General features: G+C 71.4%; 29 protein-coding genes. 4 read left to right on the forward strand and 25 right to left on the reverse strand.

What is annotated here, in order from left to right; genetic code table 11:
* Positions 1-54 precede the first annotated feature (54 nt).
* Both lhgO and ACWDRW_RS30700 read right to left on the reverse strand, forming a co-directional pair.
* Positions 55-1,266, reverse strand: a complete 1,212-nt coding sequence (gene lhgO / locus ACWDRW_RS30695; RefSeq protein ID WP_451728589.1) for an L-2-hydroxyglutarate oxidase — start codon at positions 1,264-1,266, stop codon at positions 55-57.
* A 15-nt stretch (positions 1,267-1,281) separates the two neighbouring features.
* The gene (locus ACWDRW_RS30700; protein ID WP_451728592.1) at positions 1,282-2,718 is read right to left on the reverse strand and encodes an aldehyde dehydrogenase family protein; all 1,437 of its coding nucleotides are present in this window, start codon (positions 2,716-2,718) and stop codon (positions 1,282-1,284) included.
* A gap of 103 nt (positions 2,719-2,821) precedes the next feature.
* Between ACWDRW_RS30700 and ACWDRW_RS30705 the strand changes: the two genes are divergently transcribed.
* Positions 2,822-3,130, forward strand: a complete 309-nt coding sequence (locus tag ACWDRW_RS30705) for a putative quinol monooxygenase (RefSeq protein WP_451728595.1) — start codon at positions 2,822-2,824, stop codon at positions 3,128-3,130.
* Here the strand turns inward: ACWDRW_RS30705 and ACWDRW_RS30710 are convergent.
* The 12 genes from ACWDRW_RS30710 to ACWDRW_RS30765 all read right to left on the reverse strand — a co-directional run bounded on the left by ACWDRW_RS30710 (position 3,106) and on the right by ACWDRW_RS30765 (position 14,082).
* Positions 3,106-4,086, reverse strand: a complete 981-nt coding sequence (locus tag ACWDRW_RS30710) for a methionine synthase II (cobalamin-independent)-like protein (protein ID WP_451728598.1) — start codon at positions 4,084-4,086, stop codon at positions 3,106-3,108. The two genes, ACWDRW_RS30705 and ACWDRW_RS30710, sit on opposite strands and share 25 nt — an antisense overlap.
* A 2-nt stretch (positions 4,087-4,088) precedes the next feature.
* Positions 4,089-4,565: a GlcG/HbpS family heme-binding protein gene (locus tag ACWDRW_RS30715; RefSeq protein ID WP_451728601.1), complete on the reverse strand. Its 477-nt coding sequence runs from the start codon at positions 4,563-4,565 to the stop codon at positions 4,089-4,091.
* Positions 4,562-5,341 carry an alpha/beta fold hydrolase gene (locus tag ACWDRW_RS30720; RefSeq protein WP_451728603.1) on the reverse strand — a complete coding sequence of 260 codons (780 nt, stop codon included), beginning with the start codon at positions 5,339-5,341 and terminating at the stop codon, positions 4,562-4,564. The genes ACWDRW_RS30715 and ACWDRW_RS30720 overlap by 4 nt, the downstream gene beginning before the upstream one ends.
* Before the next feature lie 25 nt (positions 5,342-5,366).
* Positions 5,367-5,738 carry a VOC family protein gene (locus ACWDRW_RS30725; RefSeq protein ID WP_451728605.1) on the reverse strand — a complete coding sequence of 124 codons (372 nt, stop codon included), beginning with the start codon at positions 5,736-5,738 and terminating at the stop codon, positions 5,367-5,369.
* Entirely contained in the window at positions 5,735-6,505 is a 771-nt protein-coding gene (locus tag ACWDRW_RS30730; RefSeq protein WP_451728608.1) for a fumarylacetoacetate hydrolase family protein, read from the reverse strand. The genes ACWDRW_RS30725 and ACWDRW_RS30730 overlap by 4 nt, the downstream gene beginning before the upstream one ends.
* Complete coding sequence (locus tag ACWDRW_RS30735) at positions 6,502-7,950, reverse strand: NAD-dependent succinate-semialdehyde dehydrogenase (protein WP_451728611.1); 1,449 nt, start codon at positions 7,948-7,950, stop codon at positions 6,502-6,504. The genes ACWDRW_RS30730 and ACWDRW_RS30735 overlap by 4 nt, the downstream gene beginning before the upstream one ends.
* 22 nt (positions 7,951-7,972) lie before the next feature.
* A complete protein-coding gene (locus tag ACWDRW_RS30740; protein ID WP_451728613.1) occupies positions 7,973-8,875 on the reverse strand; it encodes a VOC family protein in 903 nt (300 codons plus the stop codon).
* A gap of 111 nt (positions 8,876-8,986) precedes the next feature.
* The gene (locus ACWDRW_RS30745; RefSeq protein ID WP_451728616.1) at positions 8,987-9,898 is read right to left on the reverse strand and encodes a LysR family transcriptional regulator; all 912 of its coding nucleotides are present in this window, start codon (positions 9,896-9,898) and stop codon (positions 8,987-8,989) included.
* A gap of 102 nt (positions 9,899-10,000) precedes the next feature.
* Positions 10,001-10,963, reverse strand: coding sequence for a sugar ABC transporter substrate-binding protein (locus tag ACWDRW_RS30750; RefSeq protein ID WP_451728619.1), 963 nt, complete (start codon positions 10,961-10,963; stop codon positions 10,001-10,003).
* Positions 10,964-10,994: 31 nt separating this feature from the next.
* A complete protein-coding gene (locus ACWDRW_RS30755) occupies positions 10,995-12,011 on the reverse strand; it encodes an ABC transporter permease (RefSeq protein ID WP_451728622.1) in 1,017 nt (338 codons plus the stop codon).
* On the reverse strand, positions 12,008-13,501 hold the full coding sequence (locus ACWDRW_RS30760; RefSeq protein WP_451728625.1) for a sugar ABC transporter ATP-binding protein: 1,494 nt from the start codon (positions 13,499-13,501) through the stop codon (positions 12,008-12,010). The genes ACWDRW_RS30755 and ACWDRW_RS30760 overlap by 4 nt, the downstream gene beginning before the upstream one ends.
* Complete coding sequence (locus ACWDRW_RS30765) at positions 13,498-14,082, reverse strand: carboxymuconolactone decarboxylase family protein (protein WP_451728627.1); 585 nt, start codon at positions 14,080-14,082, stop codon at positions 13,498-13,500. Before ACWDRW_RS30765 ends, ACWDRW_RS30760 begins: the two co-directional genes overlap by 4 nt.
* Before the next feature lie 203 nt (positions 14,083-14,285).
* On the opposite strand from ACWDRW_RS30765, the gene ACWDRW_RS30770 reads away from it, so the two are divergent.
* Positions 14,286-14,690 (forward strand): cupin domain-containing protein, encoded by a 405-nt coding sequence (locus ACWDRW_RS30770; protein ID WP_451728630.1) that lies wholly within the window; start codon positions 14,286-14,288, stop codon positions 14,688-14,690.
* Between the two features lie 4 nt (positions 14,691-14,694).
* Here the strand turns inward: ACWDRW_RS30770 and ACWDRW_RS30775 are convergent, their stop codons facing one another.
* The 9 genes from ACWDRW_RS30775 to ACWDRW_RS30815 form a co-directional block, all read right to left on the reverse strand.
* Positions 14,695-15,198 (reverse strand): hypothetical protein, encoded by a 504-nt coding sequence (locus tag ACWDRW_RS30775; protein WP_451728633.1) that lies wholly within the window; start codon positions 15,196-15,198, stop codon positions 14,695-14,697.
* Between the two features lie 90 nt (positions 15,199-15,288).
* Positions 15,289-16,614, reverse strand: coding sequence for an MFS transporter (locus ACWDRW_RS30780; protein ID WP_451728636.1), 1,326 nt, complete (start codon positions 16,612-16,614; stop codon positions 15,289-15,291).
* A 135-nt stretch (positions 16,615-16,749) separates the two neighbouring features.
* Positions 16,750-17,700, reverse strand: a complete 951-nt coding sequence (locus tag ACWDRW_RS30785; protein ID WP_451728639.1) for a catechol 2,3-dioxygenase — start codon at positions 17,698-17,700, stop codon at positions 16,750-16,752.
* On the reverse strand, positions 17,697-18,758 hold the full coding sequence (locus ACWDRW_RS30790) for a 4-oxalomesaconate tautomerase (RefSeq protein ID WP_451728788.1): 1,062 nt from the start codon (positions 18,756-18,758) through the stop codon (positions 17,697-17,699). The genes ACWDRW_RS30785 and ACWDRW_RS30790 overlap by 4 nt, the downstream gene beginning before the upstream one ends.
* 23 nt (positions 18,759-18,781) lie before the next feature.
* Entirely contained in the window at positions 18,782-19,486 is a 705-nt protein-coding gene (locus tag ACWDRW_RS30795; protein WP_451728641.1) for a 4-carboxy-4-hydroxy-2-oxoadipate aldolase/oxaloacetate decarboxylase, read from the reverse strand.
* Positions 19,483-20,232, reverse strand: a complete 750-nt coding sequence (locus tag ACWDRW_RS30800) for a PIG-L deacetylase family protein (RefSeq protein WP_451728644.1) — start codon at positions 20,230-20,232, stop codon at positions 19,483-19,485. Before ACWDRW_RS30800 ends, ACWDRW_RS30795 begins: the two co-directional genes overlap by 4 nt.
* A 47-nt stretch (positions 20,233-20,279) precedes the next feature.
* Positions 20,280-20,930 carry a GntR family transcriptional regulator gene (locus tag ACWDRW_RS30805; RefSeq protein WP_451728647.1) on the reverse strand — a complete coding sequence of 217 codons (651 nt, stop codon included), beginning with the start codon at positions 20,928-20,930 and terminating at the stop codon, positions 20,280-20,282.
* Positions 20,931-21,053: 123 nt separating this feature from the next.
* Entirely contained in the window at positions 21,054-22,145 is a 1,092-nt protein-coding gene (locus ACWDRW_RS30810; protein WP_451728650.1) for a maleylacetate reductase, read from the reverse strand.
* 30 nt (positions 22,146-22,175) lie between these two features.
* Complete coding sequence (locus ACWDRW_RS30815; protein ID WP_451728791.1) at positions 22,176-22,691, reverse strand: hypothetical protein; 516 nt, start codon at positions 22,689-22,691, stop codon at positions 22,176-22,178.
* A 122-nt stretch (positions 22,692-22,813) separates the two neighbouring features.
* Here ACWDRW_RS30815 and ACWDRW_RS30820 point away from each other — a divergent pair, with 122 nt between their 5' ends.
* The gene (locus tag ACWDRW_RS30820) at positions 22,814-23,158 is read left to right on the forward strand and encodes a cupin domain-containing protein (RefSeq protein ID WP_451728653.1); all 345 of its coding nucleotides are present in this window, start codon (positions 22,814-22,816) and stop codon (positions 23,156-23,158) included.
* On the opposite strand, the gene ACWDRW_RS30825 is transcribed toward ACWDRW_RS30820, so the two are convergent.
* Positions 23,148-24,152 carry a LacI family DNA-binding transcriptional regulator gene (locus ACWDRW_RS30825; protein ID WP_451728656.1) on the reverse strand — a complete coding sequence of 335 codons (1,005 nt, stop codon included), beginning with the start codon at positions 24,150-24,152 and terminating at the stop codon, positions 23,148-23,150. The two genes, ACWDRW_RS30820 and ACWDRW_RS30825, sit on opposite strands and share 11 nt — an antisense overlap.
* Positions 24,153-24,263: 111 nt before the next feature.
* On the opposite strand from ACWDRW_RS30825, the gene ACWDRW_RS30830 reads away from it, so the two are divergent.
* Positions 24,264-25,418: a Gfo/Idh/MocA family protein gene (locus tag ACWDRW_RS30830; protein ID WP_451728659.1), complete on the forward strand. Its 1,155-nt coding sequence runs from the start codon at positions 24,264-24,266 to the stop codon at positions 25,416-25,418.
* A gap of 188 nt (positions 25,419-25,606) precedes the next feature.
* Here ACWDRW_RS30830 and ACWDRW_RS30835 read toward each other — a convergent pair whose 3' ends face one another.
* Entirely contained in the window at positions 25,607-26,629 is a 1,023-nt protein-coding gene (locus ACWDRW_RS30835; RefSeq protein WP_451728662.1) for a LacI family DNA-binding transcriptional regulator, read from the reverse strand.
* Between the last annotated feature and the right edge of the window lie 95 nt (positions 26,630-26,724).

Consider the following 26,724-nt stretch of genomic DNA (forward strand, 5'->3'; position numbering starts at 1 on the left):
GAGACCTTGGGGCGCAAGCTGTTGTTGCGCGAAATACGGCTCTACGCAGGGCATTCACTGTTTGCCCGAGCCGTCGCCGAACACGGCGCCGACGATGTGCTCGGCGATGGCCATGGAGGCCGTGGCGGCCGGTGAGGGCGCGTTGCGCACGGCGGTGACCCGGCCCGCCCGGTGGATGCGGAAGTCGTCCGCGAGGGTGCCGTCCCGGTCCAGCGCCTGGGCCCGTACGCCGGCGCCGCCGCGCACCACGTCCGCGACACCGACGGCGGGCACGTACAGGCTCGCGTCCCGCATGAACGCCCGCCGGGAGAGCGAGCCGCGGTACTCCTTGACGCCGGTACGCCAGTGCTGGGCCGCCATCCGCCAGGCGCCGGGGTAGGCGGCGAGGCCGGCGAGGTCCCGCGGCGAGACCTTGCTCAGCCGGTAGCCCTCCCGGGAAAGAGCCAGCACGGCGTTGGGGCCGACCTCGACGGTGCCGTCGACGCGCGGGGTGAAGTGGACGCCGAGGAAGGGGTAACGGGGATCGGGCACCGGGTAGACCAGGCCGCGGACCAGGTGCGTCTTCTCCGGCCTGAGCAGCATGTACTCGCCCCGGAAAGGGATGATCCGCGGTTCCGCACGGTCCTGGGCGAGCCTGGCGACGGAGTCCGAGTGCAGTCCGGCGCAGAGGATCAGCCGGTCCACCCGCACCCGGTCGCGTGCCGAGGCCACCTCGATCCCGCCGGGCACCTCGGTGATCGCGGTGACGGGGAAACCGAGCCGTACCTCGCCGCCGGAGTCCTCGATGTCCTTGGCGTACTCGCGGGCGATGGCCTTGTAGTCGGTGATGGCGGTGCGCGGCGAGTGCAGTGCAGCGATGCCGCCGGCCTCGGGCTCGATCTCGCGGATCTCCTGCCGGGAGACCCTCCTGAGCTCGGGCACATGGTTGGTGCGGGCCCGCTCGTAGAGGTTCTCCATCCGGCCCAGCTCGTCCTCGCGGACGGCTGTCACCAGCTTGCCGACCTCCTCGTACGGCAGCTTCCGTTCCTGGCAGTACTCGCGCAGCAGGGCGACTCCGCGCACGGTCAGCCGCGCCTTGAGGCTGCCCGGGGCGTAGTAGATCCCGGCGTGCACCACACCGGAGTTGTGGCCGGTCTGGTGGACGGCGACCTCGTGTTCCTTCTCCAGCACCACGACACGGGTGCCGGGTCGGCGCAGGGCGATCTCGCGGCCGGTGGCCAGACCCACGATGCCCGCGCCGACGATGCCGATCGTCTCGTCAGCCATGACGCCTCCCTCGGGTCAGTAGTGGATGGCGACGGTCTTGACGCGCGTGGAGAAGCGCAGGACCTCCTCGCCCTGCTCCTTGTAGGCGGTGCCGGAGTCGTGGAACCCGCCGAAGGGCAGGTGCACGTCCCAGCCGGTGGTCGTGGTGTTGACGGCGACCTGGCCGCACTCGGCCTCGTCGGCGAACCGGTACGCCCGCGACAGATCGCGGGTGAAGACGGCGGCGGCGAGCCCGAACCCCGAGTCGTTGACGGCCTCGACGGCCTGCGTGAAGCCCGGGACCGCGCGCACCGCGAGGACCGGGCCGAAGACCTCCTCGCGCCAGATCGCCATGTCGGGGGTGACGTCGCCGAGGACGGTCGGCAGGACGTAACAGCCGTGGGCGCGCTCCGGATCGGCCGCTCCCCCGGTCAGCACGGTGGCGCCCTCCTCGACGGCCCGGCCGATGGCGGCGAGGACCGAGTCGCGCTGCCGGGGGCCGGCCAGCGGGCACATCGTGGTCGCCGGGTCGGTGCCCGGGCCGACGGTCAGCGACTCGACCTCGGCGAGCAGCAGCCGTACGAAGTCGTGGTGGACGGGACGTTCGACGAGCACCCGGCTGGTGGCGGTGCAGCGCTGGCCCGCCTGTCCGAAGGAGGCGGCGGCCACGGCCTTGGCGGCGGCGGGCAGGTCGGCGTCGGCGAGGACGACGGAGGCGTTCTTGCCACCGAGTTCGCCCTGGAAGCGGACGTTGCGGTCGGCCAGACGGCGGCGGATGCGGTTGCCCACGGCGTTGGAGCCGGTGAAGGTGACGCCGACGATCCGGGGGTCGTCGAGGAGGGCCTCCTCGATCTCGGCCGTACGGCCGGTGATCACGTTCAGGACCCCGGCGGGCAGGCCCGCGTCGTGCAGGGCGCGGGCGAAGTGCAGCCCGGAGAGCGGGGTTTCGGTGGCTGGCTTGAAGACGGCCGCGTTGCCGGTGGCCAGCAGCGGGGCGAGCTTGCGGGCGGGGGTGATCAGCGGATCGTTCCACGGGCTGATCACCAGGAGCACGCCGATGGGCTCGCGCTGGGTGTGGGTGCGGGTGTCCGGGCGGACGTCGTGCAGCAGGGTGCCGTAGCCCTGGCGGGCGAGTCCCGCGTAGTAGTCGAGGAAGTCGGCCGCCTTGCCGGTCTCGCCGCGCGCCTCGGCCAGGGTCTTGCCGTTCTCGGCGGTGACGTCGGCGGCGATCTCGTCGAGGCGTCCGCGGATCAGCCGGGCCGCCTCGGTCATGATCCGGGCCCGCTCGAAGGGGCTGGTCCGCTTCCAGACCGCGAAGCCGCGCTCGGCGTGGTCGTAGGCGCCGGTGACGTCCTTGGCGGGGAGGGCGGGGACCCGGGCGAGGGGTGCTCGGACGTCGGTCGGATCGTGGACGTCGATCCACTCTCCGGACGTCACCCACTCTCCGCCGACGAGTGTTTCCAGGGTGCGCATGGAGTTCACTTCTCTTCTCTCAGACATTGGTTGCGCCCGGTGGGCGGGTTCTCCGTGCTGGAATCGGCGGCACCACCGCACCTTCGAGCTCTGGGGAAAGCCCATGCCGTACGCCGTCCTCGCCCACTACCGCTGTGCGCCCGCCGATGAAGTCGTGGTGCGGGAAGCGCTGTTGAGGATGCGGGAACTCACCCGGCGGGAGCCCGCGAATCTCGTGTACGAGGTGCATGCGGAGGCCGACCGGGCGGGCGGCTTCGTGTTGTACGAGGTCTACGCGGACCGGGCGGGGTTCGAGGCCCACGCAGCGGCCGACCACTTCGACGAGTTGATCGTCCGGACGGTACGGCCGCTGCTGACCGAGCGCACGGTCACGTTCGCCGAGTTGCTTCAGAACTCGTTGCCCCAGCAGTAACGGGCGATCGTCTCCACCAGCACCAGCTTCCGCCGCTGCTGCTCGGCCGTGAGCAGGGGCTTCGCCGCCGTGTCGGCGAAGCCCCTGGACGGCGACACGGCCATGTCCTCGATGTCCTTGAGCTCGGCCGCCGCGTCGATCCGCGTCATCACGGTGTCGATGTCCTCCAGCTCCGGCACCGTCGCGTCCACGACTCCCAGGCACACGTCCCGGTCCTCCGGCAGCGGCCGGAGAAGGTCCAGTTCGGCCCGGGTGCCCTGGTCGTACGGCAGCACCCAGCGGTCGGCCGGGACTTCGGCGTACATCCGCTCCACCCGGGCGCCGTCCACCTCGGCCGGTGCCGTCCAGCCCGGACAGACTCCGATGCGGACGCCCTCGGGACGCTCGTCGAGCCGTACCGCCACCGCCTCGACGGCCAGCGCTTCCTCGAAGGTGAGGGGCGCGTCCGCGGGCCAGTCGAGCAGCAGCGGGTTGTTCAGCTGGACCAGCCGGACCCCGCGCGACACCAACAGCTCGATCTCGGCATGGACGATCTCCGCCAGGGCCTCGGCGAGTTCACGCGCCGACGCCGGGCCCAGACCCGGCTCGTACGTGGTGGCGGCCAGGTACGCCGGGGACGGCAGCGATGCCTTGGGGGCGACGACCGTCAACTCGGCCAGGCGCCCCGCCCAGTCGGCGAGGAGCGGAACGCCGCCCGGCTTGGGCAGGGATTCCGCCACCCAGCGCGGGAACCCGTCGACGATCTCGTCGGTACGGCGAAACCCTGACACTCCGTCAAGGACGGCGCAACGGAAGTCCGCACGAGGGAAGTCGCCGTCGGTGACCACCGTGGAGCGGAGCTTGCGCTGGTAGGCCACCACCTCCTGGATCGCCTCGTCGAGGGAGTCGGGGGCGAGGCCGGCGGGCCGGACCAGGCTGCCGTGGTGATCGATGCGGTAGTTGAACGTGTCCGCCATGATCAGTCCTTCCCGGGCTCGGCCGGCTGCGGAGCCGCGACGCCCCAGGCGGCGAACTCCAGCTCGTAGCCGAGGGATTCCAGCACGTCCTCGGCGATCTTCTGGTCCTCGGCGGCGGTGCCGCCCGCGATCCCCAGGCCGCCGATGATCTCGCCGTTCTTCTTGATGGTGACGCTGCCCTCGGTGGCCATGATCGGCATGGCCGCGCCGGGGAGCTGGGAGAGCTGGGAGAAGAAGACGGGCTGGCTCTCCTGCCACTTCTTCAGCATGGTGCCGGGGCGTTGCATGATCGCGGCGGTGTAGGCCTTGGCGCGGGCTATGTCGGGGGTGAGGGGGCGCGCTCCGTCGGGACGGCGGATGGCGATCGGGAAACCGCCGGCGTCCACGACCGCGACGCTGACTGCCTTGCCGATCTCCTGGGCGCGCTGCTGGGCGGCGGCGAGGATCTCCTCGGCGGCGTCCAGGGTGAGGGTGGTCATGCGGCTTCCTTCGATGGGGTCAGGGTGCGGCGCAGACGGGCGACGGCCGCGTTGTACTTCTGCGGCGTCTCCCAGTACATGGAGTGCGGGGCGCCTTCGACGATCTCCAGGTGCGATCCGGGGAGGAGTTGGTGGGCGCGGGTCACTGTCCTGACGCTCAGGACGGCGTCCTTCCCGCCCGCGAGGAAGGCGACCCGGACGCCCGAGTCCTGGATCTCCTCCAGGGTCGGGCCGTCGGTGTCGAGGTTGCGCAGGTCCTGCATCCTGGCGACGTTGAACGTGCCCATCTGCTGGAACAGGAAGGTCAGGTCGGCGCGCTCCCGCTGGAACGGCTTGGTGAGCAGCCGGTCGATCACCGGGAGCTCGACGGCCTCGGCCCGGTCGGCGGCGGCGAGCTCCTTCAGCTCCGGGTGGCTGATGCCGCCCAGGGAGTGGCCGAGGACGACGGACGAGACCCGGTCGGGGCGCGCGAGGCCCGCCCGCAGCGCGGCGACCGAGCCGATCGACTGACCGACCAGCATGACGTCGGTCAGCTCCTCGGCGTCCAGGACGGCGACCACGTCACCGGGGAAGTCCTGGCCGTCGAAGTCGCAGGAGTCGGACTTGCCGAAGCCACGCAGGTCGAGCGTGACGACCGTGAACTCCTCGCGCAACGCGGCCACTTGCTGCCACCAGGCGGCATGGTGGCCGCCGCTGCCGTGCACGAACAGGATCGCCGGGCCGCTGCCGTGGCGCTCGTAGTAGATGGCGGTGCCGTCGGAGTCGACGATGGGCATGAGATGAACTCCCTCATGTGCAGGGTCAGTTCGGGCGCTTGGCGTGGTAGACGAGCTCGATCATGGTGTGGTCGGGGTCGTGGATGTAGCAGAACTTGGACTGGTTCTCGGGGCGCTGGACGGGCCGGGTGTGCCGGATGCCCAGCTCCTTCAGGTGCTCCAGGAACTCGTCCCAGTCGTCGACCTCGACGGCGAAGTGATAGGGCGCCATGCGCTCCATCTCCTCGACCGGGGTGAAGTGCAGATCGAAGTTGCCCCGGGTCATCAGCACCACGCGGGTGTTGGACTTGGGCATGATCCGCTTCATCCCGAAGACCTTGGCGTACCACTCGGCGGTGCGGTCGGGGTCGGTCGTGGGGAAGTTGACGTGGTGGATGTAGCGGGGTGCGTTGCTCATGCTCGGTTCCCTTCGCTTTGTACGGGGTTGGACAGCACGCCGATGCCGCTTATCTCGATGTCCACGGTGTCGCCCGGCTCCAGCTGACAGGTCGACTCGGCGCCCATCCACAGCACGTCGCCCGGGTGGAGGGTGAGGTGCCGGGTCATCTCGACGATGTGGTCGAAGGGGTCGTGGACCATGTCGCCGGTGCGGAACTCGGAGTGGACCTCGCCGTTGAGCCGCAGCGTCGTCGTCTGGGCGAGCGCGTCCACGTCCGTCTCGATCCAGGGGCCCATCGGTTTGAAGGTGTCGCTGTTCTTGGCACGCCAGAAGGTGCGGTCCCGGTGCTGCCAGGTGCGGGCGCTGACGTCGTTGCCGATGGTCCAGCCGAAGACGGACGCGCGGGCCTCCTGGTGGGTGGCGTGCCGGAGCGTACGGCCGATGACGGCGACGAGTTCGGGCTCGGCCTCGAACCGGCCCTCGACCTCGGCCGGTCTGAGAATCGGCGAGAGGTGCCCGGTGAGCGCGTTGTTGGCCCGGTAGCCGACCTCGGGACGCTCCGGCGTCGCGGCTCCGGCGTGGGCGATGTGCCGGGGGTAGTTGTAGCCGACGGCGTAGAAGACCTGCGGCACGACGGGCGGCAGCCACACGGCGGTGGCGCGGGCGACCGTGCCGATCACATCCGGTTCGCCGGTGAGGGGGGACCCGGACAGCAGCTCCACGTCCTCCTGCCCCACCCGGCCCCAGACGGCCCGTCCCCCCACGGAGACCCGTGCGTACCTCATGGCGCCAGCAGGTGGGAGACGCGCTTGGTGACCAGGTAGGCGTCGAGCGCCTCGGGCCCGCCCTCACGGCCGTACCCGCTGTCCTTCACCCCGCCGGACGGGGCTTCGTGGACCGAGCCGCCGCAGTGGTTGAGGGACAGGATGCCGGCCTCCAGCTCGGCGGAGAGCCGCTCGGCGGTGGCGGCGGACCGGGTGAAGCCGTAGGCGGCCAGGCCGTACGGCAGGGCGTTCGCGGTCGTCAGCGCCTCGTCCAGGTCGGCGAAGGACACGATGGGCGCGAGCGGTCCGAAGGGCTCCTCACGCATCAGCTCCGCGTCCGGCGGTACGTCGGTCAGGACGGTCGGCGCGAAGAAGTACCCGGGGCGGTCGGGGCGGTCGCCACCGGTGAGGATCTTGGCGCCGCGGGCGGTGGCGTCGGCGGTGAGACGCTCCATGGACGCGAGCCGCCGCTCGTTGGCGAGCGGCCCCATCGTCGTGCCCGCGTCGAGCCCGTCCCCGACCACCACGGCCTCCGCCTCCTTCACGAACTCGGCGGTGAACTCCTCGACGAGGCTTTCGTGGACGAGGAAGCGGCTCGGCGAGGTGCACACCTGCCCGGCGTTGACGAACTTGGCGTGGGCGGCCCTGCGGGCGGCCCCGACCGGGTCGGCGTCCGCGCACACGATCACCGGCGCGTGTCCGCCGAGTTCCATCAGGGACGGCTTCATGGCCTGGCCCGCCGCGGCGGCGAGCAGCTTGCCGACGGGGACCGAGCCGGTGAAGGCGACCAGCCGGGTCACCGGTGAGGCGATGAGGTGGGCGGAGACCTCGGCCGGTTCGCCGAAGACCAGGTTGAGCACGCCGTCGGGCAGGCCCGCGTCGACGAAGCAGCGGACCAGTTCCATCGCGGTGGCCGGGGTCTCCTCCGAGGCCTTGATGACGAGGGAGCAGCCCGCCGACAGCGCCGAGGAGATCTTGCGCATCGGACCGCCCGCGGGGAAGTTCCACGGCACGAACGCGGCCACGGGACCGATCGGTTCGCGCCGCACGGTCAGCAGGGTGCCGGGGGCGGACGGGACGATACGGCCGTACGCGCGGCGGGCGTCGTCGGTGTGCCAGCGCAGGGTGTCGGCGACCCGGCGGGCCTCGCCGGTGGCCTCCGCGAGGGGTTTGCCCTGCTCCAGGGTCATGATCCGGCCGACGTCGGCGGCCCGCTCGGTGAGCAGGTCGGCGGCGGTGTGCAGGATTTCGGTGCGCCGCGCTACGGGGGTGTCGCGCCAGCGCCGGAAGCCTTCGTCGGCGGCGGCGAGGGCGCGGTCCAGGTCGGCGGTGGTGGCGAGCGGGACCTCGCCGATCGTGGCCTCGGTGGCGGGGTTGACGATCGGGGCGGTACGTCCGGTGCCGCCCTGGCACCACTCGCCCGCCATGTACATGCGGACGGCGGGATAGCCGTGGTCGGTGGTCATGGGTGGGTGCCCTCTCGGGGGTTCAGGAGGCTTCGCTGTCGCGGTTGGTGCGCAGCGCCCAGATGTGGTGGGGCGGGGTGGTCTCGTGGACGCGGGTCTCGTAGGAGTCGTCGACCCGGTCCATGTCGGCGGCGTACTCGACGCGGCCGCCGCTCGGGGCGTGCAGGAAGCGGAAGACGTTGGAGCCGATGGTGTGCCGGCCGAGTCGGCGCGCCTCGCGCCAGCCGTGCTCGATCATGTGGTTGCCGCCCTCGATCACGTCGTCGAAGCCCGGCACCTCGTAGGCGATGTGGTTGACGCCCGCCCTGTCGGGGCGGTGGCACAACAGCATCGTGTGCTGGTCGTCGTCCCCCGGCGCCTGCAGGAACACCCCCATCGGCTCGACGACGTCGGTGGGCCGGAAGCCGAGACGCTCGGTGTAGAAGGCCACGGCCGCCTCCCGGCCCCGCCGGGGGATGTTGAGCGCCACATGGCACATCCGCAGCGGGCGGACCCGGGGGATCGCGTCCAGGGCGGTGTTCCACCGGTTCACGTTGCCCAGGGAGTTGGCCGGGCGGGGCGTGACGGGGGCCGGCTTGGGGCGGGCCAGGGTGAGGCCGACGCCGAAGCCCGTCTCGTCCACGGTGTGGTGCACACCGTCGGCGCTCTGTCGGGGCTTCTCCACGGCGGCCACCAGTCGCGCCAGCTCCTCCTCGGTGTCCACGCCCCACACGACCTCGCGCAGGGTGGGTCCGTTCTCCACCGGCGGCGGGAGCGACGGTCCCGGGCGGGTGTCGAGATGGAGGGTCTGGCCGGTCAGCGTCTCGAACACGGCGTGTTCGTCGGTCCTTTCGACGAGGAACAGTCCGAAGTCGTCGTAGAACCGGACGCATTCGTCGAGGTCGTCGATGCTGTAGGTGACCGATTCGATTCTCTGGATTCCCATGGATTCCTCGTTTCGCGGGTCGCCAGTGAGCCTAGGTTTATGGATCGCAGGGGCTCAATGCCCGTGCTCTACGGGTTGTGCAAACGTTTCTTGCGGCGGGCGAAAGGCGGACTACGGCTGAATCACCGGGATCGGATTGCGCGAGAACCACTCGGTGAGGAATTCCAGGAACACGCTGATCTTGCGCGGGGCGGCCTGCCCGGGACCATAGATGGCGTACAGCGGCCGGTCGGGTACGGCGAGTTCGGGGAGCAGGACCCGCAGCGCGCCGGAGACGAGGTCGTCGTAGGCCGGCCGCTGCGGGAGCAGGGCGATGCCGCGGCCGTGCACGGCTGCCTTCTGCAGGGCGAGGTAGGAGTTGGACGAGAACGCCACGTTGCGGATCTTGTGCAGGGTGGAGGCATGGCCGTGGCCGATCCGCCAGACGGGGTCGTTGACGTGCACGAGGCAGTCGTGGTTCGCGATGCCGTTCGGCTCGCTCAGCGGGCCGTTGCGGTCCAGGTACTCCTTGGACGCGCACAGCACGAACGGCAGCGAGGCGATCTTCTTGAGGCGAACGCTGGAGTCGCGCAGATCCCGGGTGTGGAAGGCGATGTCGAATCCGCTGTCGAGGAAATCGTAGGTCCGGTCCGACATGCCGCCGAGTTCGAAGCGGACCTGGATTTTGGGGTGGGCCGCGGAGAAAGCGGCGATGGCGTCCCCGAGGTCCAGGCTGCCGATCCATTTCGGGCAGATGATGCTGAGCGTGCCCTCGGGCCGGTCGTGCAGCTGGGCGATTCCGGCGTCCTCCGCCTCGATCTCCTGGAGGATCCGGGCGGCGAATTCCGCGTATCGCTGGCCCGGTTCGGTGAGGCTCACCGAACGGGCCGTGCGATTGACGAGCCGTACCCCGATCTGCCGCTCCAGCTCGGCCACATGACGGGAGACCAGGGAGCCCGACGAGCCCAGCTTCTTGGCGGCCCCGCTGAAGCTGCCGACCTGCGCGACGGTGACGAAGCTGTGCATCAGAAGCAGACGGTCCATGGTTCCTCGGCCTCTCGGTTCCTCGGGACTGGGGCGAAGTAAGGGCACCCTAAGTGAAACGATCTCGTTCCATAAAGGGTGTGACCTGCCCTTTCTTCAGGGTCACTCGGCGCAGTAGGCGGGCGCCCGGTCGGCGTTGTTCTTCGTCACGAGGGTGAGCGGAGTGCGGGTGATCTTCTCGGCGCCCTGGGCCTTGTCGAGCAGCTTCACGGTGCTGTCCAGGGCGTTGGCGCCGGTGAGCTGGGCCGGGTTGGAGACCGTGCCGAGGAAGGTGCCGTCCTTGACGGCCTCGACGCCACGCTCGGTGCCGTTGTTCGTGACGATCTCGACGTCGGCGTCGGCCGCCTTGAAGGCGTTGAGGGCGCCGAAGGCCATCTCCTCGTTGGCGACGAAGACGTAGTCCAGGTCGGGGTGCGACTGGATCATGTTCTCCGCGACCTCCTGCGCCTTCGCGGGGCTGAACATGCCCGGCTGGTTGGCCACCACCTTCGCGGTCTTGGGGAGGTTGTCGGTGAAGCCGCCCACCAGGACGTCGGAGGCGGCGCCGGGCGCACCGGCGATCACACCGACCCGCACGTTCTCACCGGCGGCGTCCTTGGCAACCAACTCGGCGTCCAGCTTGCCGACTTCGGCGAGCGGAACGACCGAGGCGCCGAGCACGTCCTTCATGTCGTCCAGCAGTACCGAGGTGAGGAAGATCGGCACGTTCGCCGCCTTGGCCTTGGCTATGTCGGCCTCCAGGGCGTCCACGTTGACCGTCTGGACGATGACCGCGTCGACCCCGCGGGAGATCATGTCCTCGATGTTGGACAGCTCCTTGCCCGGGTCCTGGGTGGAGTTGGCGGTGTACAGCTCGACGCCCAGTTCCTTGGCCTTCGCCTCGATCGCGCCCTGGAGGCAGGTGTGGAACTCGGTGTTGTTGCCGTTGACGAAGCCGATCGTGTAGTCGCCGTCACCGGCGGCGGTGCTCACCGTGTCCTCGTCCTTGGAGCAGCCGCCGAGCAGCAGCCCCGCTCCCACGGCGGTGGCGACGACGGCGGTGCGGTACCGGGAGGTGATTCTCATCGTGCGGTGCCTTTCGTGTCGGACGTGCGGTTCAGTGGGCCGAGTGGCGGGACTTCTGGAACTGGTTGGCGATCGCGGCGATCACCAGGACCGTGCCGACCGACACCGGCTGGTAGAAGGACGAGATCTGGAGCAGGTTCAGCGAGTTGGCGACCACGCCGAGCAGGACGACGCCGAGGATCGTGCCGACGACCGTGCCCCGGCCGCCCTCCAGCGCCGTACCGCCGATGACGACCGCCGCCACGGCGCTGAGCTGGAGCATCAGTCCGCCGCCGGGGCTGGGGCTGCTCGCCACCAGACGGGACAGGAGCATGACGCCGGCGAGGCCGGACAGGGCGCCGGCACCCGCGTACAGCAGGAGCTTGTTGCGGTTGACGCCGATGCCGCTGAGCCGGGCGACGTGTTCGTTGCCGCCGATGGCGAACAGATCGCGGCCGTACGTCGTGTACTTCATGACCACGGCGGTCAGCGCGAGGACGATCAGCGCCAGCCAGGTCAGGTTGGGCAGTCCGGCGAAGTAGCCGGCGCCCAGGTCGGACAGCGCGTCGCCGCCGGAGACGGTCTTGCCGTCGAGGATGACGAGCTGGACGCCGTCCAGGATGGTGGCGGTGGCCAGCGTGACCACGAAGGGCGCGACCTTGGTGTAGGTGATGACCAGGCCGTTCACCAGGCCGATCGCCATGGCGAGGGCGATGCAGGCGAGGATCGTGACGGCGACCGAGCCGCCGTTGTGCAGGAGTTGGGCGGCGAAGGCGGCGACGACGTAGACGTTGCTACCCATGGAGAAGTCCATGCCGCCCGCGGTCATCACCAGGGTGAGGGCGGCGGCGATGACAGCCGTGATGCTGACCTGCCGCAGCACGTTGATCAGGTTGTCCTGGGTCAGGAAGGCGTCGCTCTGGGTGGCGGTGAAGCCCGCGACCAGGACCAGCACCAGGATCAGGCCCAGGTGGGGGATTCGCTGCGCGGTGGCGAGGAGGCCGCCCCTCGCACTCTCCTGGCGCGGAGCCGGCCGCTCCACCTCGGGGGCCGTCGTCTTCAGGCTCATGAGTTGTTCCCTCCCAGCGCGGTCGCGACCAGTTCGTCGCGGGTGATGCGGGTGATGTCGTGCTCGGCCACGACGCGGCCGGAGCGCACGACGACCGCCCGGTCGGCCAGACGCATGACCTCCTCGGCGGAGGAGGAGGCGAGCAGGACCGCCACGCCCCGGCTCGCGAGGTCGTCGATGATCGTGTGGATGTCGGCCTTGGCGGCGATGTCCACCCCGTTCGTGGGGTCTTCCAGGAAGACCGCGGCAGGCGCCGTCTCCAGCCACTTGGCGAGCAGCACCTTCTGCTGGTTGCCGCCCGACAGCGCGCCGATGGCCGGGTTGCGGGCCAAGGTGACCACGCCGTAGGTGTCGCGGCGCGGAGCCGCGCGGCGGGTCTGCTCGGCCTCGCGGTGCAGCCGGCGCCGGTCGAAGCGGTCGCTGGCCAGCATCAGGTTCTCGTCGACCGAGAGGCCGGGGATGATGCCGAGGTTGCGGCGGTCGCCGGTCACACAGCGCAGTCCGCTGCGCAGCGAGTGCCGTACCTTGCCCAGCGCTACCGGGCGGCCGTCGACGAGCAGTTCGCCCGAGTCGGGGCGGACCCGGCCGGAGAGCAGGTCGAAGAGGTAGGACTGGGCGTCGCCCGCGGCGCCGAGCACGCCGACCACCTCGCCCCGGCGGACCTCGACACCGAAGTCGCGGATGAAGCGGCCGCGGCCGAGGCCCCGGACCTCCAGGCCGACCTCGTCCTTGGGTGCCGGGCGGGTGGGGCGGTGCGAGACGACGTCCCGGCCGACCATGTGCCGAACCAGGCCCGGTCCGTCGAGGTCGTCGACGCCGCCGGTGTGCACGACCCGTCCGTCGCGCATGACGGTGACCCGGTCGGCGATGTCCAGCACCTCGTCGATGTAGTGCGAGATGTAGACGATGGCGATGCCCTCGTCCCGGAGCCGGCGCACCAACTCCTTGACCTGCTCGGCCGCCTGGGCGCCCAGGCACGCGGTGGGTTCGTCGAGGATGAGGACGCGGCCGCCGCGGCGCACCTCCCGGGCGACCTCGACCATGGTCTGCTCGGCCACGGTCAGCGCCCCGGCCGGCTGTTCCACGTCGAGGTGGATGCCGAGGTCGTGCAGCGCCCTGCGGGCCTCCTGCTTCACGGTGGACCAGCTGACCCGGCCGCCTTTGACGGGCAACACGCCGAGCAGGACGTTCTCGGCGACGGTGAGCCCCATGACGAGTTCGCGGCGCTGCGGCACGAAGGAGATGCCGAGCCGCCGGGCCTGCCGCATGGTCAGCGAGCGATGGGCCTGGCCGTCGATGTCGACGGTGCCCCGGTCGGGCTGGTGGACCCCGGCGAGGACGTGCACGAGGGTCGACTTCCCGGCGCCGTTCATGCCCATCAGGGCGTGCACCTCGCCGGGGATCAGGTCGAGGCCCACGTCCTTCAGCGCGGCGGCGCCGCCGAAGCTCTTGGTGACGCCTCGGACGCGGACCACGGCCCCGGGGCTCACGGTGTCGCCTCGGGCACGACCCGTGCGTAGCCGCGGACGTCCGGGAACGGCGGCTCCCTGTCGGCCTGGAGGTCCACCTGGAAGGCGTTCAGGCACATGCCGAGCATGGTGAAGTTGCCGAGAGCGCCGATGGTGTCGACCAGGCCCTTGGGGCCGAAGTGGGCGAGGGCGTCGGCGAAGGTCTCGTCGGAGACGAAGTGGTCCTCCAGGACCTCCCGGCAGAACCGGTAGAAGGCCTGGTCCGCGGGGCTGTCGAAGACGGCCTCGCGCTTCTCGGCGACGGCCCGGACCGCCTCCTCCGGGATCCCGGCCTCGATCGCCTGGTGCACATGGGCGTTCCAGGAGTACTGCGCGTCCCAGTTCCGGGCGGCCATCAGCAGGCTCAGCTCGCGCAGATGCTGGGGCAGGGAGCAGTCGAAGCGGGCGAACGCCCCGAGGGACTCGGCCCGTTCGCACATCTCCGGGCTGTGCAGCCAGACCCGGAACGGACCGCGGACGGCGCCGCGGCGGCCGGCGATCCGGGCGGCCAGCTCCTGCTGCCGCGGATCCATTTCCTCTTGGCTGAGAACGGGGAGCCTCATGTGGCCGATACCTGCCTTTTCTTTCCGGCACGTTGCGGGCACGGAACGAGTCGCCGTGCGATGCCAGGCGACGCTACAGCCGGGTCCGGGAAGCTCACCCCTCCCGGAACGCAAGGTAAAACTGCACGCCGGAGGGCACCCATTCGCGGGGGCGCGACCTACCGTCGGGTGCCTGGAACCAGGTGACGGAGAGGAACCCCCGGATGACCACGATCATCAAGGTCGCGTCGGTGCCGCTGCTGGACCGCGGCGGAGCCGTCGTGACGACACCGCTGATCACCACGCCCTCGGCGGGCGGCGAGAACAGGATCACCAGCGGGATGAGCGTGTACCCGGTGGGCTCCGGTGCCCCCCTTCACTCGCACAACTGCGACGAGCACGTGACGATCCTCGAGGGCGAGGCGGAGGTGGTGGTGAACGGCGAGGCGACGAAGCTGGAGCGCTTCGACACCACGTACATCCCGTCCCCGGTCCCCCATCTGTTCCGCAACATCGGCGGCGGCCCGCTGCGCATCCTGTGGGTGTACTCCTCGGGCCATGTCACCCGTACCTTCACCGAGACCGGCCGGACGGTGGAGCATCTGTCGGCACAGGACCGGATGGGCTGAGGCGTCAGCCGGCGCCGTACCGCCGGGCGGCGGCGAGCACCTCGTGCGCCGAGCCCTCCAACAGCAGGGCTCCGACCTCCTCGCCGCCGCGGTGCAGCCGCACCCGCGGACCGTCGGCGACCACCCGCAGTTGCGGCCACGGATGACGCCAGAGCAGTGCGGACCGCTCCCACAGCTGGATGCCGTGTGTCGTCACCCGAACCTGGTACTGCGGGCCCTGATGGAGGTCGGCCGGGGTGTGCTCGGTGTACGGCGGCCTGACCGTGTAGGTACCGAGCACCGCCTCCCCCGGCTCCAGGACCGCGTCCCGGGCCCCGCGCCGACGGCCGATGCTCGTCCCGGTCCAGGCGCCGAGCCCCAGGAAGACCAGGACGCCGGCCGTCAGCGCCCACCACGGCGCATCGAGCTTGGCCAGGCCGCCCAGAGCGATCGCGCCGCCCGTCAGCGCGCCCGCGAGTGCCCCGGTCACCGTGGCCCGCCGGACCCGCCGGTCTCCGTCCCCGCTCATGTCGCGACTCCTCCTGGCATATGCCGGCCCACCTTATGTCACGTCCGACGCCGGTCACCGCGCGGAGAGCGGTGACCGGCGTCGGCGCCCTCAGTGGGTCGTGACCAGCTCCTGCGGGGCGCTGTCGGCCGTGGTCCTGCGTCCGCCGCGCAGGGCGGCGATGCCGATGAAGACCATGGACGACAGTCCGGCGAGCGCGAAGGCCGTGAAGCCCCAGTCGCCGTTGTTCGCCGCCAGCAGCTGGCCGCCGAGCCACGGCCCGAAGACGGCACCGAAGCGGCCCATGCCGGAGGTCCAGCCGACGGCGGTGGCGCGGTTCCCGGGGTTCGAGCGGATCGAGACCGTCGCGTAGATCATCGTCTGGGCGCTGTTGAGGAACACACCGGTGAGGAAGACGACCGTCATGGTCACCGCGAGCGGCATGTGGACGCTGAGCAGGAACACCCCGGCGGCGGTGAGCGCGAACCAGATCGCCGAGATGCGCGGGGCGCCGAAGCGGTCGGCGGCCCGGCCCGCGACCAGCATGCCCACGATGCCGCCGAGGTTGAAGACGACCACGAAGGTCAGCGCGGAGCCCAGCTCGTAGCCCTCGGCGCGCATCAGGGTGGGCAGCCAGGTGGCGACGCCGTAGACCAGCAGCAGTCCGCCGAAGGAGGCGCACCAGTACAGCAGGGTCTGGATCCACTCGCCGCCCCGGAAGAGGCCCACGAGGTTGGCCCAGCGGTCGGCGGCGCCCGCCTTCTCGGACTTGGCGGCGGGGAGTTCGACGTCGTAGCGGGCGGCCAGGGCGCGGGCCTCCTCGGTACGGCCCTTCGCGACCAGGAAGCTCAGGGACTCGGGCAGGAACCTGGCGAGTACCGGGGCGAAGAGCAGCGGGAGCACACAGACCCAGAAGGCGGCACGCCAGCCGGCCGGTTCGATCAGCCACTTGGCGACGTAGGCGGAGAGGATGCCGCCCGCGTGGTGGGCGGTCATCAGCAGGCCGATGACGATCGCGCCGCGGCCGCGCGGGGCGTAGTCGGAGACCATGCTGATCGCGGTGGGAAGCAGTCCGCCGAGGCCGACGCCCGCCAGGGTGCGTCCGAGGCCGAAGACGGCGACCGAGTCGGCGATCGCGCAGACGCCGGAGGCCAGCGAGAACAGGACCACACAGCCGACCATGAGCCTCTTGCGCCCGATCCGGTCCGCCACGGTGCCCGCGGTCAGGGCGCCGACCAGCATGCCGAAGGTGGCGTAGGAGCCGAGGTCACCGGCCTGGTCGGGGGTCAGGCCGAAGGTCTTGGTCTCCAGCAGGTGCGGCAGCACCGAGCCGTAGATGAACATGTCGAGGCCGTCGAAGAGCACGGCCAGCCAGCACAGGCCGACGACCAGGAAGGCCAGTCTGCTGCCGCGGGCGGATGGAGCGAGGGGGGACATCTTTGTTCTTCCTCTCGTGCGGGGTGCGCTAGACGCTAAGGAGCCGTACCGAAAGAGTCAACGTTTTTGTCAACAATCTCATCGACCATCTCGGCGGCAGCCTCGTCGCTGCCGGTAAGGCTCCGCGCGCCCCGCTCACGCGACCGGCGGGGTCCCGTGGGTGTGGAACGACTCGATGGTCTTCAGGCCCCAGGCCTGTCCCTTTCCGCGCTCCTCCTCGGTCCAGGTGATCAGCGGCCAGTCGGGCGCCAGCACCAGCCGGGTGAGGGGGTTGCACAGCTCGATCCGGTTGCCGCCCGGCTCGTAGACGTAGAGGAAGAACGTCTGCTGGATGGCGTGCTTGTGGGGTCCGGTCTCGATGAACACCCCGCTGTCGATGGCCAGGTCGGCGGCGCGCAGCACGTCCTCGCGGGTGTCGGTGGCGAAGGCGATGTGGTGCAGCCGTCCGGTGGAGCCGGTCCAGTCCGAGGTGTAGACGACGTCGTACGACTTGTTCGTGTACGTCAGCCAGCGCGCCGCGATCTTCCCGGTGTCGAGCCGGATCTGTTCCGTCGGCCGGGCGCCGAGCACGTTCTGCTGGAACTCGGCGTTGGCGAGCACGTCGGCGGCGAGGAAGTTGACGTGGTCCAGCCGCCGTACGCCCACGCCCCGGTTGGGCTTGGCCTGCGGCTGGTTCTTCAGCGCCGGCCGCAACGCCTCGGGGGCTTCGTAGTGTTGGCTCTCCCAGTACAGGGCGTGCTCGTGGCCGTCGGGGTCGGTGGTGACGTAGAGCTTGCCGAGGCCGGGTTCGTCCTCGACCCAGTGTCCAGAGCCGCCCGCCTCCTCGACCGCCCTCACCCGGCGCCGCAGCGCCTCCTCGCTGGAGGTGCGCAGTGCGAGCCGGCCGAGACCGGGCCGGTCGCGGGCGGTGAGGACCAGACTGTGGTGCTCGTAGTCGTCGAAGGTCCGCAAATAGACGGTGTCACCCACCTGCTGATTGACCGTCAGGCCCAGATAGTCGGTGAAGAAGGCGACGCTGGCGTCCAGATCGGGCGTGAACAGCTGGGCGTGGCCGATGTGGGCGATGTCGCCGAGCGGCGGAGTCATCCTTGACCTCCAAGAGGTTGTGCGGCGACGGCCCGGGGGAAGACGGTGCCGTCGAAGATCTTGCGGGCCGTGCGGACCACGGCGGTGCGGCGGGCGGACGGCAGGCCGTCGGCGGCGGTGCCGAGGCTGCTCTCGATGTCCAGGAAGCCCGTGGGGTGTTCGATCCGGACCCGGTCTCTGCCGGGATCGACCTGGGCGACGCCCTCCCCCACGCCCCCCTCGATCCGCAGGCCCGCGGCCACGCTCGCCGCGCCCAGCACCCCGATCGAGGTGTGACAGCGCACGGGGATGAAGGTGCGGGTGGTCACGGCACCGCCGTGCCGGGGCGGAGCGAGCAGGGTCAGCTTGGGAACGGTGGTGTCGGAGACGTCGCCGAGGCCCATGAGGCGGCCCGCCGTCAGGCGGATCCGCCGCAGCCGGTCGGCGAGTTCGGCGTTCTCCTCCAGTTCCCCGGGCGACTCGTATCCGGTGACCTTGAGCGCGGTGGCCTCGAGCAGCACCGTCGGCATGCCGTTGTCCACGCAGGTCACCTGCACGCCGTCGATCTCGTCCCGGGCGCGTCCGGTGGGCAGCAGGGCCGACGCGCCGGGCGGGAACTCGATCACCACGGGGGCGGCCGTCCCGGGCACGCCCGAGATCTCGGCGTCCCCGGTGTACGCCACCCGTCCGCCCGGGCTCGGGAAGGTCGCCGTCGCGTAGTCACCGCTGTTGACCATGCGGATCCGGACGGCGGTCTCCTCCTCCCCGGCCGGGACGAGCCCGCGCTCCACGGCGAACGGGCCGATGCCCGCGAGGATGTTGCCGCAGTTCTGACGGTCGCTCACCTCAGGTCGTTCGAGAGCGACTTGGAGGAAGAGGTAGTCGACATCGGCCTGCGGGTCGGCCGACGGCGACACCACGGCCACCTTGCTGGTGAGCGGATGGGCTCCGCCGAGCCCGTCGATCTGCCGTTCGTCCGGGCTGCCCATGATCCGCAACAGCAGCTCGTCCCGGGCGGCCGGTTCGGCGGGCAGGTCCTCGGCCAGGAAGTAGGCACCCTTGGAGGTGCCGCCGCGCATCAGCAGACAGGGCACCTCGTCGGTCACGGCCGCTCTCCCTCGTACTCCTCGTGCGTCCGGTACTCGACGCCGAGGGCCTTGAGCTTCTCGCGCAGGCCGTAGCGGTCCAGGCCGAGTTCGCCGTCGAGGAAGGCGGCCCGGGTGGCAGCCTCCTTGGCCTCGCGGGCCTCGGACTTCTCCACCGTCTCGCGGACGCGTTCGCGCGGGACGACCACGACTCCGTCGTCGTCGGCGAGGATCGCGTCTCCGGGGCGGATCACCTGGCCGTCGATGGCGATCGGCACGTTGACCGAACCGCCCGTGGCCTTGACCGTGCCCTGCGAGGACACCGCCCGGGACCAGGCGGCGAACCCCATGTCCCGCAGCTCCTGGGTGTCGCGGATGCCGGTGTTCAGCACGACACCGCGCACCCCCCGCTGCCTGAGAGCGGTGGCGAACAGCTCGCCGAACAGGCCGTCGGTGCACGGCGAGGTGGTGGTGACGACCAGGATGTCGCCCTCCCCGCACTGCTCCACGGCCGCGTGGATCATGAGGTTGTCGCCCGGCCAGCTCAGCACGGTGACCGCGGTGCCGGCCACCCGAACACCCTGCTGGACGGGCCGGATCCCCGGACCCAGCAAGCCCGTTCGGCCCATCGCCTCGCTCACGGTGGCCACGCCGTACGCGGCCAGCGCGTCGACGTCCTGCAGCTCCGCCTTCGGTGGCCCGGTGACGATCACGCCGCTCATGCCAGCTCCTTCGCGATCTGCGGGAAGGGGCGCATGTACGCCTCGGCCATGGTCTTGTGGGCGAGGCCCAGGTTCGGGCCCGCGTTGCGCTTGAGCTGCACGCCCCGGCGGACGGCCAGGTCGGTGTAGTAGTCCCACAGGTGCTGCTGGGCGCCGAGGCACTCCATCGCCTTGCGCTTGGTCTCCCAGACCTCGGTGATGTCGAGGAGCACCTCGGGCCGGAAGCCGCTCATCTCCGGCTGGTGGGGCTCGAAGTAGAAGACGGGCGGGGCGCCGATGATGTCGCCCTCGCCCGGGTAGCCGATGGCCTGGGCGAGGATCCGGGCCTCCAGCGCCATCCGGTTGGCGGCCGGGTGGTCGCCGTTGTACGGGTCCTCGGTCGGGTGGGTGAGCACGACGTCGGGCTGTGTGTCGCGGTAGACGGTGACGAGCTGGTCGGTCAGCTCGGCGGTGGGGACCAGCGGGTAGTCGCCGGCGTCGAAGAAGCGGACCTCGGCGCCGAGGGTGGCGGCGGCCCGCTCGGCCTCGTCCCGCCGTATCGCCTTGATCTCGTCCAGCTTCCTGCCCTCGCGCCACGCCTTGGCGGACTCACCGCGCTCGCCGAAGGTCAGACAGGCGATGGTGACCTGCTCACCGCGCGCGGCGGCCAGGGCGATGGCACCGCCTGCCCGCCACACGAAGTCCCCGGCATGCGCGGTGATCACCAGTGTCGAACGTGGGGCGGCGGGCGCGCCTGACTGCGTCATTGCTGAAATCTCCTTGGAGTGGACAGGTGGGCGCCCGCCGCGTACGACTAATCGCGCAGCGCCTCGATCACGCTGCTGAGGTGGGCGCGGACGGCCGTCTCGGCCGCCTCGGGGTCCCTGGCCCTGATCGCCTCGATCATCGCCAGGTGCTCGTTCAGGGACTGCTGCGGACGCCCGGGCCTCAGCGCCAACTGGAAGCGGTGGCGCACCAACTGGGCGTTGAGCCGCTCCAGCAGCTCCAGCGCGGTGCGCTGGCCTGAGAACTCCCGGATCCTGGTGTGCAGTTCGTGGTTGAGGTCGGAGTAGGTGACCGGCTCGCCGTCGGCCACGGCCTTGGTCATCGCCGTGCCCAGCTCGGTGAGTTCGGCCAACTGCTCGTCGCTCGCCGCCACGGCCGCCTTCGCCGCGCACAGTCCTTCGAGGACCATGCGGCACTCGGTGATGGCGACCGCTTCCTCCACCGTCACGACCCGTACGCGCGAGCCGCGGTTGCGGATCCGCTCGACGAGGCCCTGGGCCTCCAGGTCGATGAGCGCCGCACGAATGCTCGCCCGGGTCACACCGAACTGCTCGGCGAGTTCGTTCTCCACCAGCCGCTGTGCCGGTGCCATCTCGCCGTGCAGGATCGCCTGCCGCAGCCGCGCGAGCGCGTGCTGTTTGGCCTGCTCCCCGGTGCTCGGACGGGCTTCTTTCGGCATCGTTGCCCTCCCTGAGTGAGTGCCTGTCGAACCTAAATCTAGCCAGACAGAATTGTCAACAATTTTGTCCGACACATTGAGGGCAGCACGGAGGGCTTGGGAGTCACTCCTCGAGGCCGAGGCTCAGGGCAGCTCGTACGACGCCGGCGGCTCCCCCTCGTACGCTCCACGCAGCACCCTCAGCACCCCGTCCGTGGTCACCGGGCGGGGGTTGACGGAGCTCTCGCCGACGGTCTGGGCGGCGGCATGTTCCAAGTCGGCCTCGGACAGGCCGAGTTCGGCGAGCGAGCGCGGTGCGCCCAGGCGCCTGGGCAGCTCCCACAGGGCATGCGGGGCGTCGTCGGCGCCGAGGGCGCGGGCCACCGCGGCGGCGGCCTCGGGGACGGCGGGGGTGTTGTGGGCGAGGACGTGCGGCAGCACCAGCGTGTGGGTCTCGGCGTGCGGCAGCCCGTAGGAGCCGCCGAGGACATGGCAGAGCTTGTGGTGCAGGCCCATCGTGGCGGCGCCCAGACTCGCTCCGCACAACCACGCCCCGTACAGGGCCCCGCCGCGGACCTGGAGGGACCGGGGTTCGGCGGCCACCGCGGGCAGGGCCTCGGCCATCGCGCGGATGCCCTCTTCCGCCGTCAGCGCGGTCAGGGGCGAGGCGTCGGGGGCGTACAGGGCCTCGACGGCGTGCGCGATGGCGTTGACGCCGCTGGTCACGGAGAGCGGCACGGGCAGGGAGAGGGTGAGCTCGGGGTCGTAGACGACGCTGCGCGGCTGGACGACGGGGTCGCGGCCGGTGCGTTTGATCCCGTGCTCGGTCAGGCCCCAGACGGGCGTCATCTCCGAGCCGGAGTAGGTCGACGGCACCGCGATCAGCGGCAGTCCGGTGCGCAGCGCGACGGCCTTGCCCAGACCGATCGAGGAGCCGCCGCCGACCGCGACGCACCCGTCGGCGCCCGCCGCACGCGCCGCCTCCACGGCCCGGGCGGCCACCTCCACGGGGACGTGCATCCGCGCCTCGGCGTGCACTCCGGCACACAGCGCCCCGAGGGAGTCCGCGACGGCGTGCGCGGTGTCCGCACCGCGCGGCCCGGAGAGCACCAACAGCCTCCGCAGGCCCAGGCGCCGGGCCTCGTCGGGCGTCGCGGCGGTCGCGGCGCCCGGGCTCAGCACGATCCGGGCGGGCGGGTACTCATGGGTGAAGGCGAGGGGTTCCGGGTCCGTCACGGTCGCTCCAGCACAAGGTCGTCGTACGCGTCACTTGATGAGCGCGTTGGCCACCACTACGCCTACCCCGAGGAGCGCGTCCACCAGCCCGATCAGGACCGCGGCCGGCCACGGGCGGCCCGCCCAGCGGGCCGTGACGAGGCCCAGGGCGAACAGCAGGACGATGTTCAGGGCGAAGGCCGGGTACTCCACGCCGTTCGCCGGCCACCAGCCCCAGCCGGCGCCCGCGAGGATCAGCAGCGTGGGCAGCACCGCCGCGACCAGGGGCCACTCCTCGGCGAGCGCGCGCAGGGCGTCCCGGCGGCGGTGCGGGGACCGCTCGGCGATGTAGTGGGCGTAGCCGTGGGCGAGTGCGGAAGCCAGCGCGGTCACCAGCAGCCAGAGGGCGTCATAGCGGCGGCGGGCCTGGGAGGCGTGGCCGTACTGGGTGAGGGCGGCGACCATCGAGCACGCGAGGACGGACCCGTAGACACCGCCGAACAGGACGGCCTCGCGGGTGTCGTGCCCCCTCGGTCGCGCCCCGACGGCCCCGGTGTCCTGCGTCATGCCCTCCACGATCACCCGGCTCGCCCGGCCCCGCCAGTCGCGACGAAGTGTCCTGCCACCAGGGCCGATACCGCACACTCTGTCGACGGCCATGATCCATCCCCGCTGGTTAGGGTCCTGGCATGAGCCACAGTTTCGTTGTCCACGTCCCCGACGCCGAGCTCGAACCCGAGCCTCTCGACCCGGCGCAGATCGTCTCCGGCACCCCCGAGGTGACCGGCAAGGTCGTCTGGCAGTCGGCCGACGGGCGGCAGATCCGCGGGGTCTGGCAGATCACGCCGGGCGTGGTCACCGACACCGAGGCGGACGAGCTGTTCGTGGTGATCAGCGGCTCGGCCACCATCGAGGTCGAGGGCGGCCCGACGCTGGAGGTGGGGCCCGGCGATCTGGCCGTACTGCGCGCGGGCGACCGTACGACCTGGACCGTGCACGAGACACTGCGCAAGGCCTACGCCATCAATCTGTGAGCGGCGGGGCCGTCGTGCCACGGATCTCCAGCGCGGGGGCGGCCAGTTGGACCCGGCCCGGGGTCCCGGGCCGGTCGAACCGGTCGAGGAGGCAGCGGGCGGCGCGCCGGCCGACGTCGTGGCCGGCGCCGTCCACCGTGGTCAGCCACAGGTGCCGCAACCGGGAGACGCTCGTGTTGTCGTAGCCGGCGACGGACAGCTCGCGCGGGACCTCCAGGCCCAGTTCCGCGGCCGCCGAGAGCGCGCCGACGCCGGCGATGTCGTTGACGGCGAACACGGCCGTCGGCCGGTCCGGGCGGCGGAGCAGCCGGACCGTCGAGCGGTAGCCGCCCTCCTCGGTCATGTCGCTCGGCTCGACCCGCGCGCTGTCCGCGAGGCCGTGCGCGCGCATCGTCTCCTCGAAGCCGCGCCGGCGCAGCTCGCCGACCGCGCCGTAGCCCGCGATGTGCGCGATCCGGCGGTGGCCGAGGCCGATCAGGTGCTCGGTGACGAGCCGGGCGCCGTGCTCGTCGTCGCCCCCGACGACGTCGACCCGGGGCGGCACGGCCTCACGGGCGCCCGCCACGACCACCGGCATCCGCTCGGCGACGGCTCCCAGCGCGGCCGGATCCGGCAGGGTGCCGACCACGACGAGGCCGTCCACGCGCAGGTCGAGGAAGAGTTCGGCCGGGTCCTGGCCGGTTCGGCGGTTGAGCCGGGCGTCGGCGAGCAGCATGTGCAGGCCGCTGTGGTGCAGCAGGGAGTTCAGCCCGTCGAGCAGGTCCACGAACCAGGGGTTGCGCAGGTCGTTCAGAAGGACACCGACGGTCCGGGTGCGGCGCTCGCTGAGGCTGCGGGCGGCGGTGTTGGGGCGGTAGCCGAGTTCCCGCACGGCCCGCAGCACGGCCTCCCGGCGCTCCGGCCGCACCTGTTCTGAGCCGCGCAGCACCAGCGAGACCAGGGACTTGGAGACGCCGGCCCGTTCGGCCACGTCACGGATGGTCGGCGGTCTCATGTCATGGACCGTTCCACGACGTCCACGGGCTTGTCAAAGGGTTGACATCAGGCGGAAACGGGACTCAGGGTGGGTTGGACAGGTTCTGGACCGGTCCAAAGAAGGGCTGTCATGGTGGATGCGCTCGGGGTCGCCGTCGTCGGATTCGGCTGGATGGGCCGGGTGCACACCCAGGCCTACGCCCGCGTCCGCCACCACTACCCGCTGCTCGCCGTGTGTCCGGAGCTGGTCACGGTCGCCGAGGAGGTGCCGGGCCGGGCCGAGGAGGCCGCCGCGCAGTTCGGCTTCGCCTCGACCACGCGTGACTGGCGTGAGGTGGCCGCCGACCCCCGGGTGAGGGCGGTCAGCGTCACCGCCCCGAACTTCCTGCACCGCGAGATCGGCGTCGCCATGGCCGAGGCGGGCAAGCACCTGTGGATCGAGAAGCCGGTGGGCCTGAACGCCGAGGACGCCCGCGCGGTCGCCGCCGCGGTCACGAAGGCCGGCGTCCAGGGCACGGTCGGCTTCAACTACCGAAACGCCCCCGCCGTGGAGGCCGCCCGCGAGCTGATCGGCTCCGGGGAGATCGGTACGGTCACGCACGCGCGCGTGCGCCTCTTCAGCGACTACGCCGCCCATCCCGAGTCCGCGCTCACCTGGCGCTACGAGCGGGAGCGCGGCGGCAGCGGGGTCCTCGGCGATCTCGCCTCGCACGGCGTGGACCTGGCCCGCTTCCTGCTCGGGGACCTCGCCTCCCTCGTCGCCGACACGGCCGTCTTCCTCACCGAGCGGGCCCGCCCGACCGGCGCCACCGCGGGCCACTCCCGGGCGGCCGGCGGCGCACTCGGCCCGGTCGAGAACGAGGACTACGTCAGCTGCCTGATCCGCTTCGCCTCCGGCGCCCGCGGCGTGCTGGAGGCCTGCCGGGTCTCGGTCGGCGAGCAGAACACCTACGGCTTCGAGGTGCACGGCACCAGGGGCGCGGTCTTCTGGGACTTCCGCCGGATGAACGAGCTGGGCGTCAGCCGCGGCACGTCGTACCAGGACCAGCCGGTCAGCACGGTGTACGTCGGCCCGGGTGACGGCGAGTTCGGCGCGTTCCAGCCCGGCGCCGCGAACGCCATGGGCTACGACGACCTGAAGGTCGTGGAGGCCTACCGCTTCCTGCGCTCGATCGCCGAGGACCGCCCGTACGGCGCCACGCTCGCGGACGCGGTGCGGGCCGCCGAGGCGCTGGACGCGATGGCCCGCTCGGCGCAGACCGGCGGCTGGACCGGTCTCCCCTAGCCAGGCGCCACCCTCACGGACGCGGTGCGGGCCACCGAGGCGCTGGACGCGACGACCCGCTCGGCCGAGAACGGCGGCTGGGCCGGTCCCCCCTAGCCAGGCGCCACCCTCACGGACGCGGTGCGCGCCGCCGACACGCTGGACGCGACGACCCGCTCGGCCGAGAACGGCGGCTGGGTCGGTCTCTCCTAGCCGGTGGGCATGTTGTAGGGCGTCACCACCTGGATCGCGGACGGCAGCGCCGGCCCCGCGGGCGGCAGCGCGCCGTGCGCCCGCATGACGTGGTGGCAGGCCTCGCGCAGGTCCTGGCGCAGGTCGTGGTGGAGCACGACGGACAGCCGCTCCTCACGCAGCAGCCGGGTGTTGTCGTGGTCGAGGTCGTGCGCGACGAACACCGCGCACTCGCGGCCGAGGTCCGCGAAGGCCCGGAGCGTGGCGATGTTGCCGCCGCCGATGGAGTACACGGCCCGGATCTCCGGATCCCGGGCGAGGGCGGCCCGGACGAGGTCGTACTGGGTGGCGTCCAGGCCCTGCCCCTCGGCGATCTCCACCAGCGTGCGCTCGGGATGGCGGGCGCGCATGGCGCTGCGGAAGCCCATCTCGCGCTCCTCCTCGTTGCGGAAGAAGCCGCTGGAGAGGCTGGTGAGCACATTGCCGGGCCGGTCACCGAGCCACCGGCCCATGAGGTACGCGGCGGTCGCCCCGGCGGCCCGGTTGTCGATGCCGACGTAGGCCAGGCGCGGAGTGGAGGGCAGGTCGGTCACCAGGGTCACCACCGGGATGCCCGCCTCCGTCAGCCGGCCCACGGCGGCCGTGACCTCGGGGACGTCCGGCGCCTTGAGGATCACGCCCTGCGAGCCGCGCCGGGCGATCCGGTCCAGGGTCCGGGTCAGCTCCTCGGCCGGTCCGGTCTCCCGGAAGTGGAAGCGCGAGCGCACCACCGCCGGGTGCAGGGAGGGCAGTTCGGCCTCCAGCGCGGCCCGGACGGCGGTGCTGAATCGCTCGGGGGTCTGCATCACGATGTCGACCATGAAGGTACGGCCGACCAGCCGGACCTGGGTGCGCTGCCGGTCCAGATCGGCGATGGCCCGGCGGACCTCGCGCGCGGTGCTCTCCCGCACCCCGCCCCGGCCGTTGAGCACCCGGTCCACGGTGGCCTCGCTGAGCCCGGCCTGACGTGCGATCTCCCGGATCGGGAACGGGTGGCCCATGCCGCGGCTCCTTGAGGGGTTTTTGATGGTTGCCTGCTGGTTGTTCGACGGCTTTGTCCTGACAAGAATGACAGCGCTGAGCCGCTCCTGTCACC

The sequence above is a fragment of the Streptomyces sp. NPDC003635 genome, assembly GCF_053587635.1.

Coding starts and splice junctions, on each gene's coding strand:
- lhgO (WP_451728589.1), bottom strand. CDS start 1,266: ATGGCTGACGAGACGATCGGCATCGTCGGCGCGGGCATCGTGGGTCTG.
- ACWDRW_RS30700 (WP_451728592.1), bottom strand. CDS start 2,718: ATGCGCACCCTGGAAACACTCGTCGGCGGAGAGTGGGTGACGTCCGGA.
- ACWDRW_RS30705 (WP_451728595.1), top strand. CDS start 2,822: ATGCCGTACGCCGTCCTCGCCCACTACCGCTGTGCGCCCGCCGATGAA.
- ACWDRW_RS30710 (WP_451728598.1), bottom strand. CDS start 4,086: ATGGCGGACACGTTCAACTACCGCATCGATCACCACGGCAGCCTGGTC.
- ACWDRW_RS30715 (WP_451728601.1), bottom strand. CDS start 4,565: ATGACCACCCTCACCCTGGACGCCGCCGAGGAGATCCTCGCCGCCGCC.
- ACWDRW_RS30720 (WP_451728603.1), bottom strand. CDS start 5,341: ATGCCCATCGTCGACTCCGACGGCACCGCCATCTACTACGAGCGCCAC.
- ACWDRW_RS30725 (WP_451728605.1), bottom strand. CDS start 5,738: ATGAGCAACGCACCCCGCTACATCCACCACGTCAACTTCCCCACGACC.
- ACWDRW_RS30730 (WP_451728608.1), bottom strand. CDS start 6,505: ATGAGGTACGCACGGGTCTCCGTGGGGGGACGGGCCGTCTGGGGCCGG.
- ACWDRW_RS30735 (WP_451728611.1), bottom strand. CDS start 7,950: ATGACCACCGACCACGGCTATCCCGCCGTCCGCATGTACATGGCGGGC.
- ACWDRW_RS30740 (WP_451728613.1), bottom strand. CDS start 8,875: ATGGGAATCCAGAGAATCGAATCGGTCACCTACAGCATCGACGACCTC.
- ACWDRW_RS30745 (WP_451728616.1), bottom strand. CDS start 9,898: ATGGACCGTCTGCTTCTGATGCACAGCTTCGTCACCGTCGCGCAGGTC.
- ACWDRW_RS30750 (WP_451728619.1), bottom strand. CDS start 10,963: ATGAGAATCACCTCCCGGTACCGCACCGCCGTCGTCGCCACCGCCGTG.
- ACWDRW_RS30755 (WP_451728622.1), bottom strand. CDS start 12,011: ATGAGCCTGAAGACGACGGCCCCCGAGGTGGAGCGGCCGGCTCCGCGC.
- ACWDRW_RS30765 (WP_451728627.1), bottom strand. CDS start 14,082: ATGAGGCTCCCCGTTCTCAGCCAAGAGGAAATGGATCCGCGGCAGCAG.
- ACWDRW_RS30770 (WP_451728630.1), top strand. CDS start 14,286: ATGACCACGATCATCAAGGTCGCGTCGGTGCCGCTGCTGGACCGCGGC.
- ACWDRW_RS30775 (WP_451728633.1), bottom strand. CDS start 15,198: ATGAGCGGGGACGGAGACCGGCGGGTCCGGCGGGCCACGGTGACCGGG.
- ACWDRW_RS30780 (WP_451728636.1), bottom strand. CDS start 16,614: ATGTCCCCCCTCGCTCCATCCGCCCGCGGCAGCAGACTGGCCTTCCTG.
- ACWDRW_RS30785 (WP_451728639.1), bottom strand. CDS start 17,700: ATGACTCCGCCGCTCGGCGACATCGCCCACATCGGCCACGCCCAGCTG.
- ACWDRW_RS30790 (WP_451728788.1), bottom strand. CDS start 18,758: ATGCGCGGCGGCACCTCCAAGGGTGCCTACTTCCTGGCCGAGGACCTG.
- ACWDRW_RS30795 (WP_451728641.1), bottom strand. CDS start 19,486: ATGAGCGGCGTGATCGTCACCGGGCCACCGAAGGCGGAGCTGCAGGAC.
- ACWDRW_RS30800 (WP_451728644.1), bottom strand. CDS start 20,232: ATGACGCAGTCAGGCGCGCCCGCCGCCCCACGTTCGACACTGGTGATC.
- ACWDRW_RS30805 (WP_451728647.1), bottom strand. CDS start 20,930: ATGCCGAAAGAAGCCCGTCCGAGCACCGGGGAGCAGGCCAAACAGCAC.
- ACWDRW_RS30815 (WP_451728791.1), bottom strand. CDS start 22,691: ATGACGCAGGACACCGGGGCCGTCGGGGCGCGACCGAGGGGGCACGAC.
- ACWDRW_RS30820 (WP_451728653.1), top strand. CDS start 22,814: ATGAGCCACAGTTTCGTTGTCCACGTCCCCGACGCCGAGCTCGAACCC.
- ACWDRW_RS30825 (WP_451728656.1), bottom strand. CDS start 24,152: ATGAGACCGCCGACCATCCGTGACGTGGCCGAACGGGCCGGCGTCTCC.
- ACWDRW_RS30830 (WP_451728659.1), top strand. CDS start 24,264: ATGGTGGATGCGCTCGGGGTCGCCGTCGTCGGATTCGGCTGGATGGGC.
- ACWDRW_RS30835 (WP_451728662.1), bottom strand. CDS start 26,629: ATGGGCCACCCGTTCCCGATCCGGGAGATCGCACGTCAGGCCGGGCTC.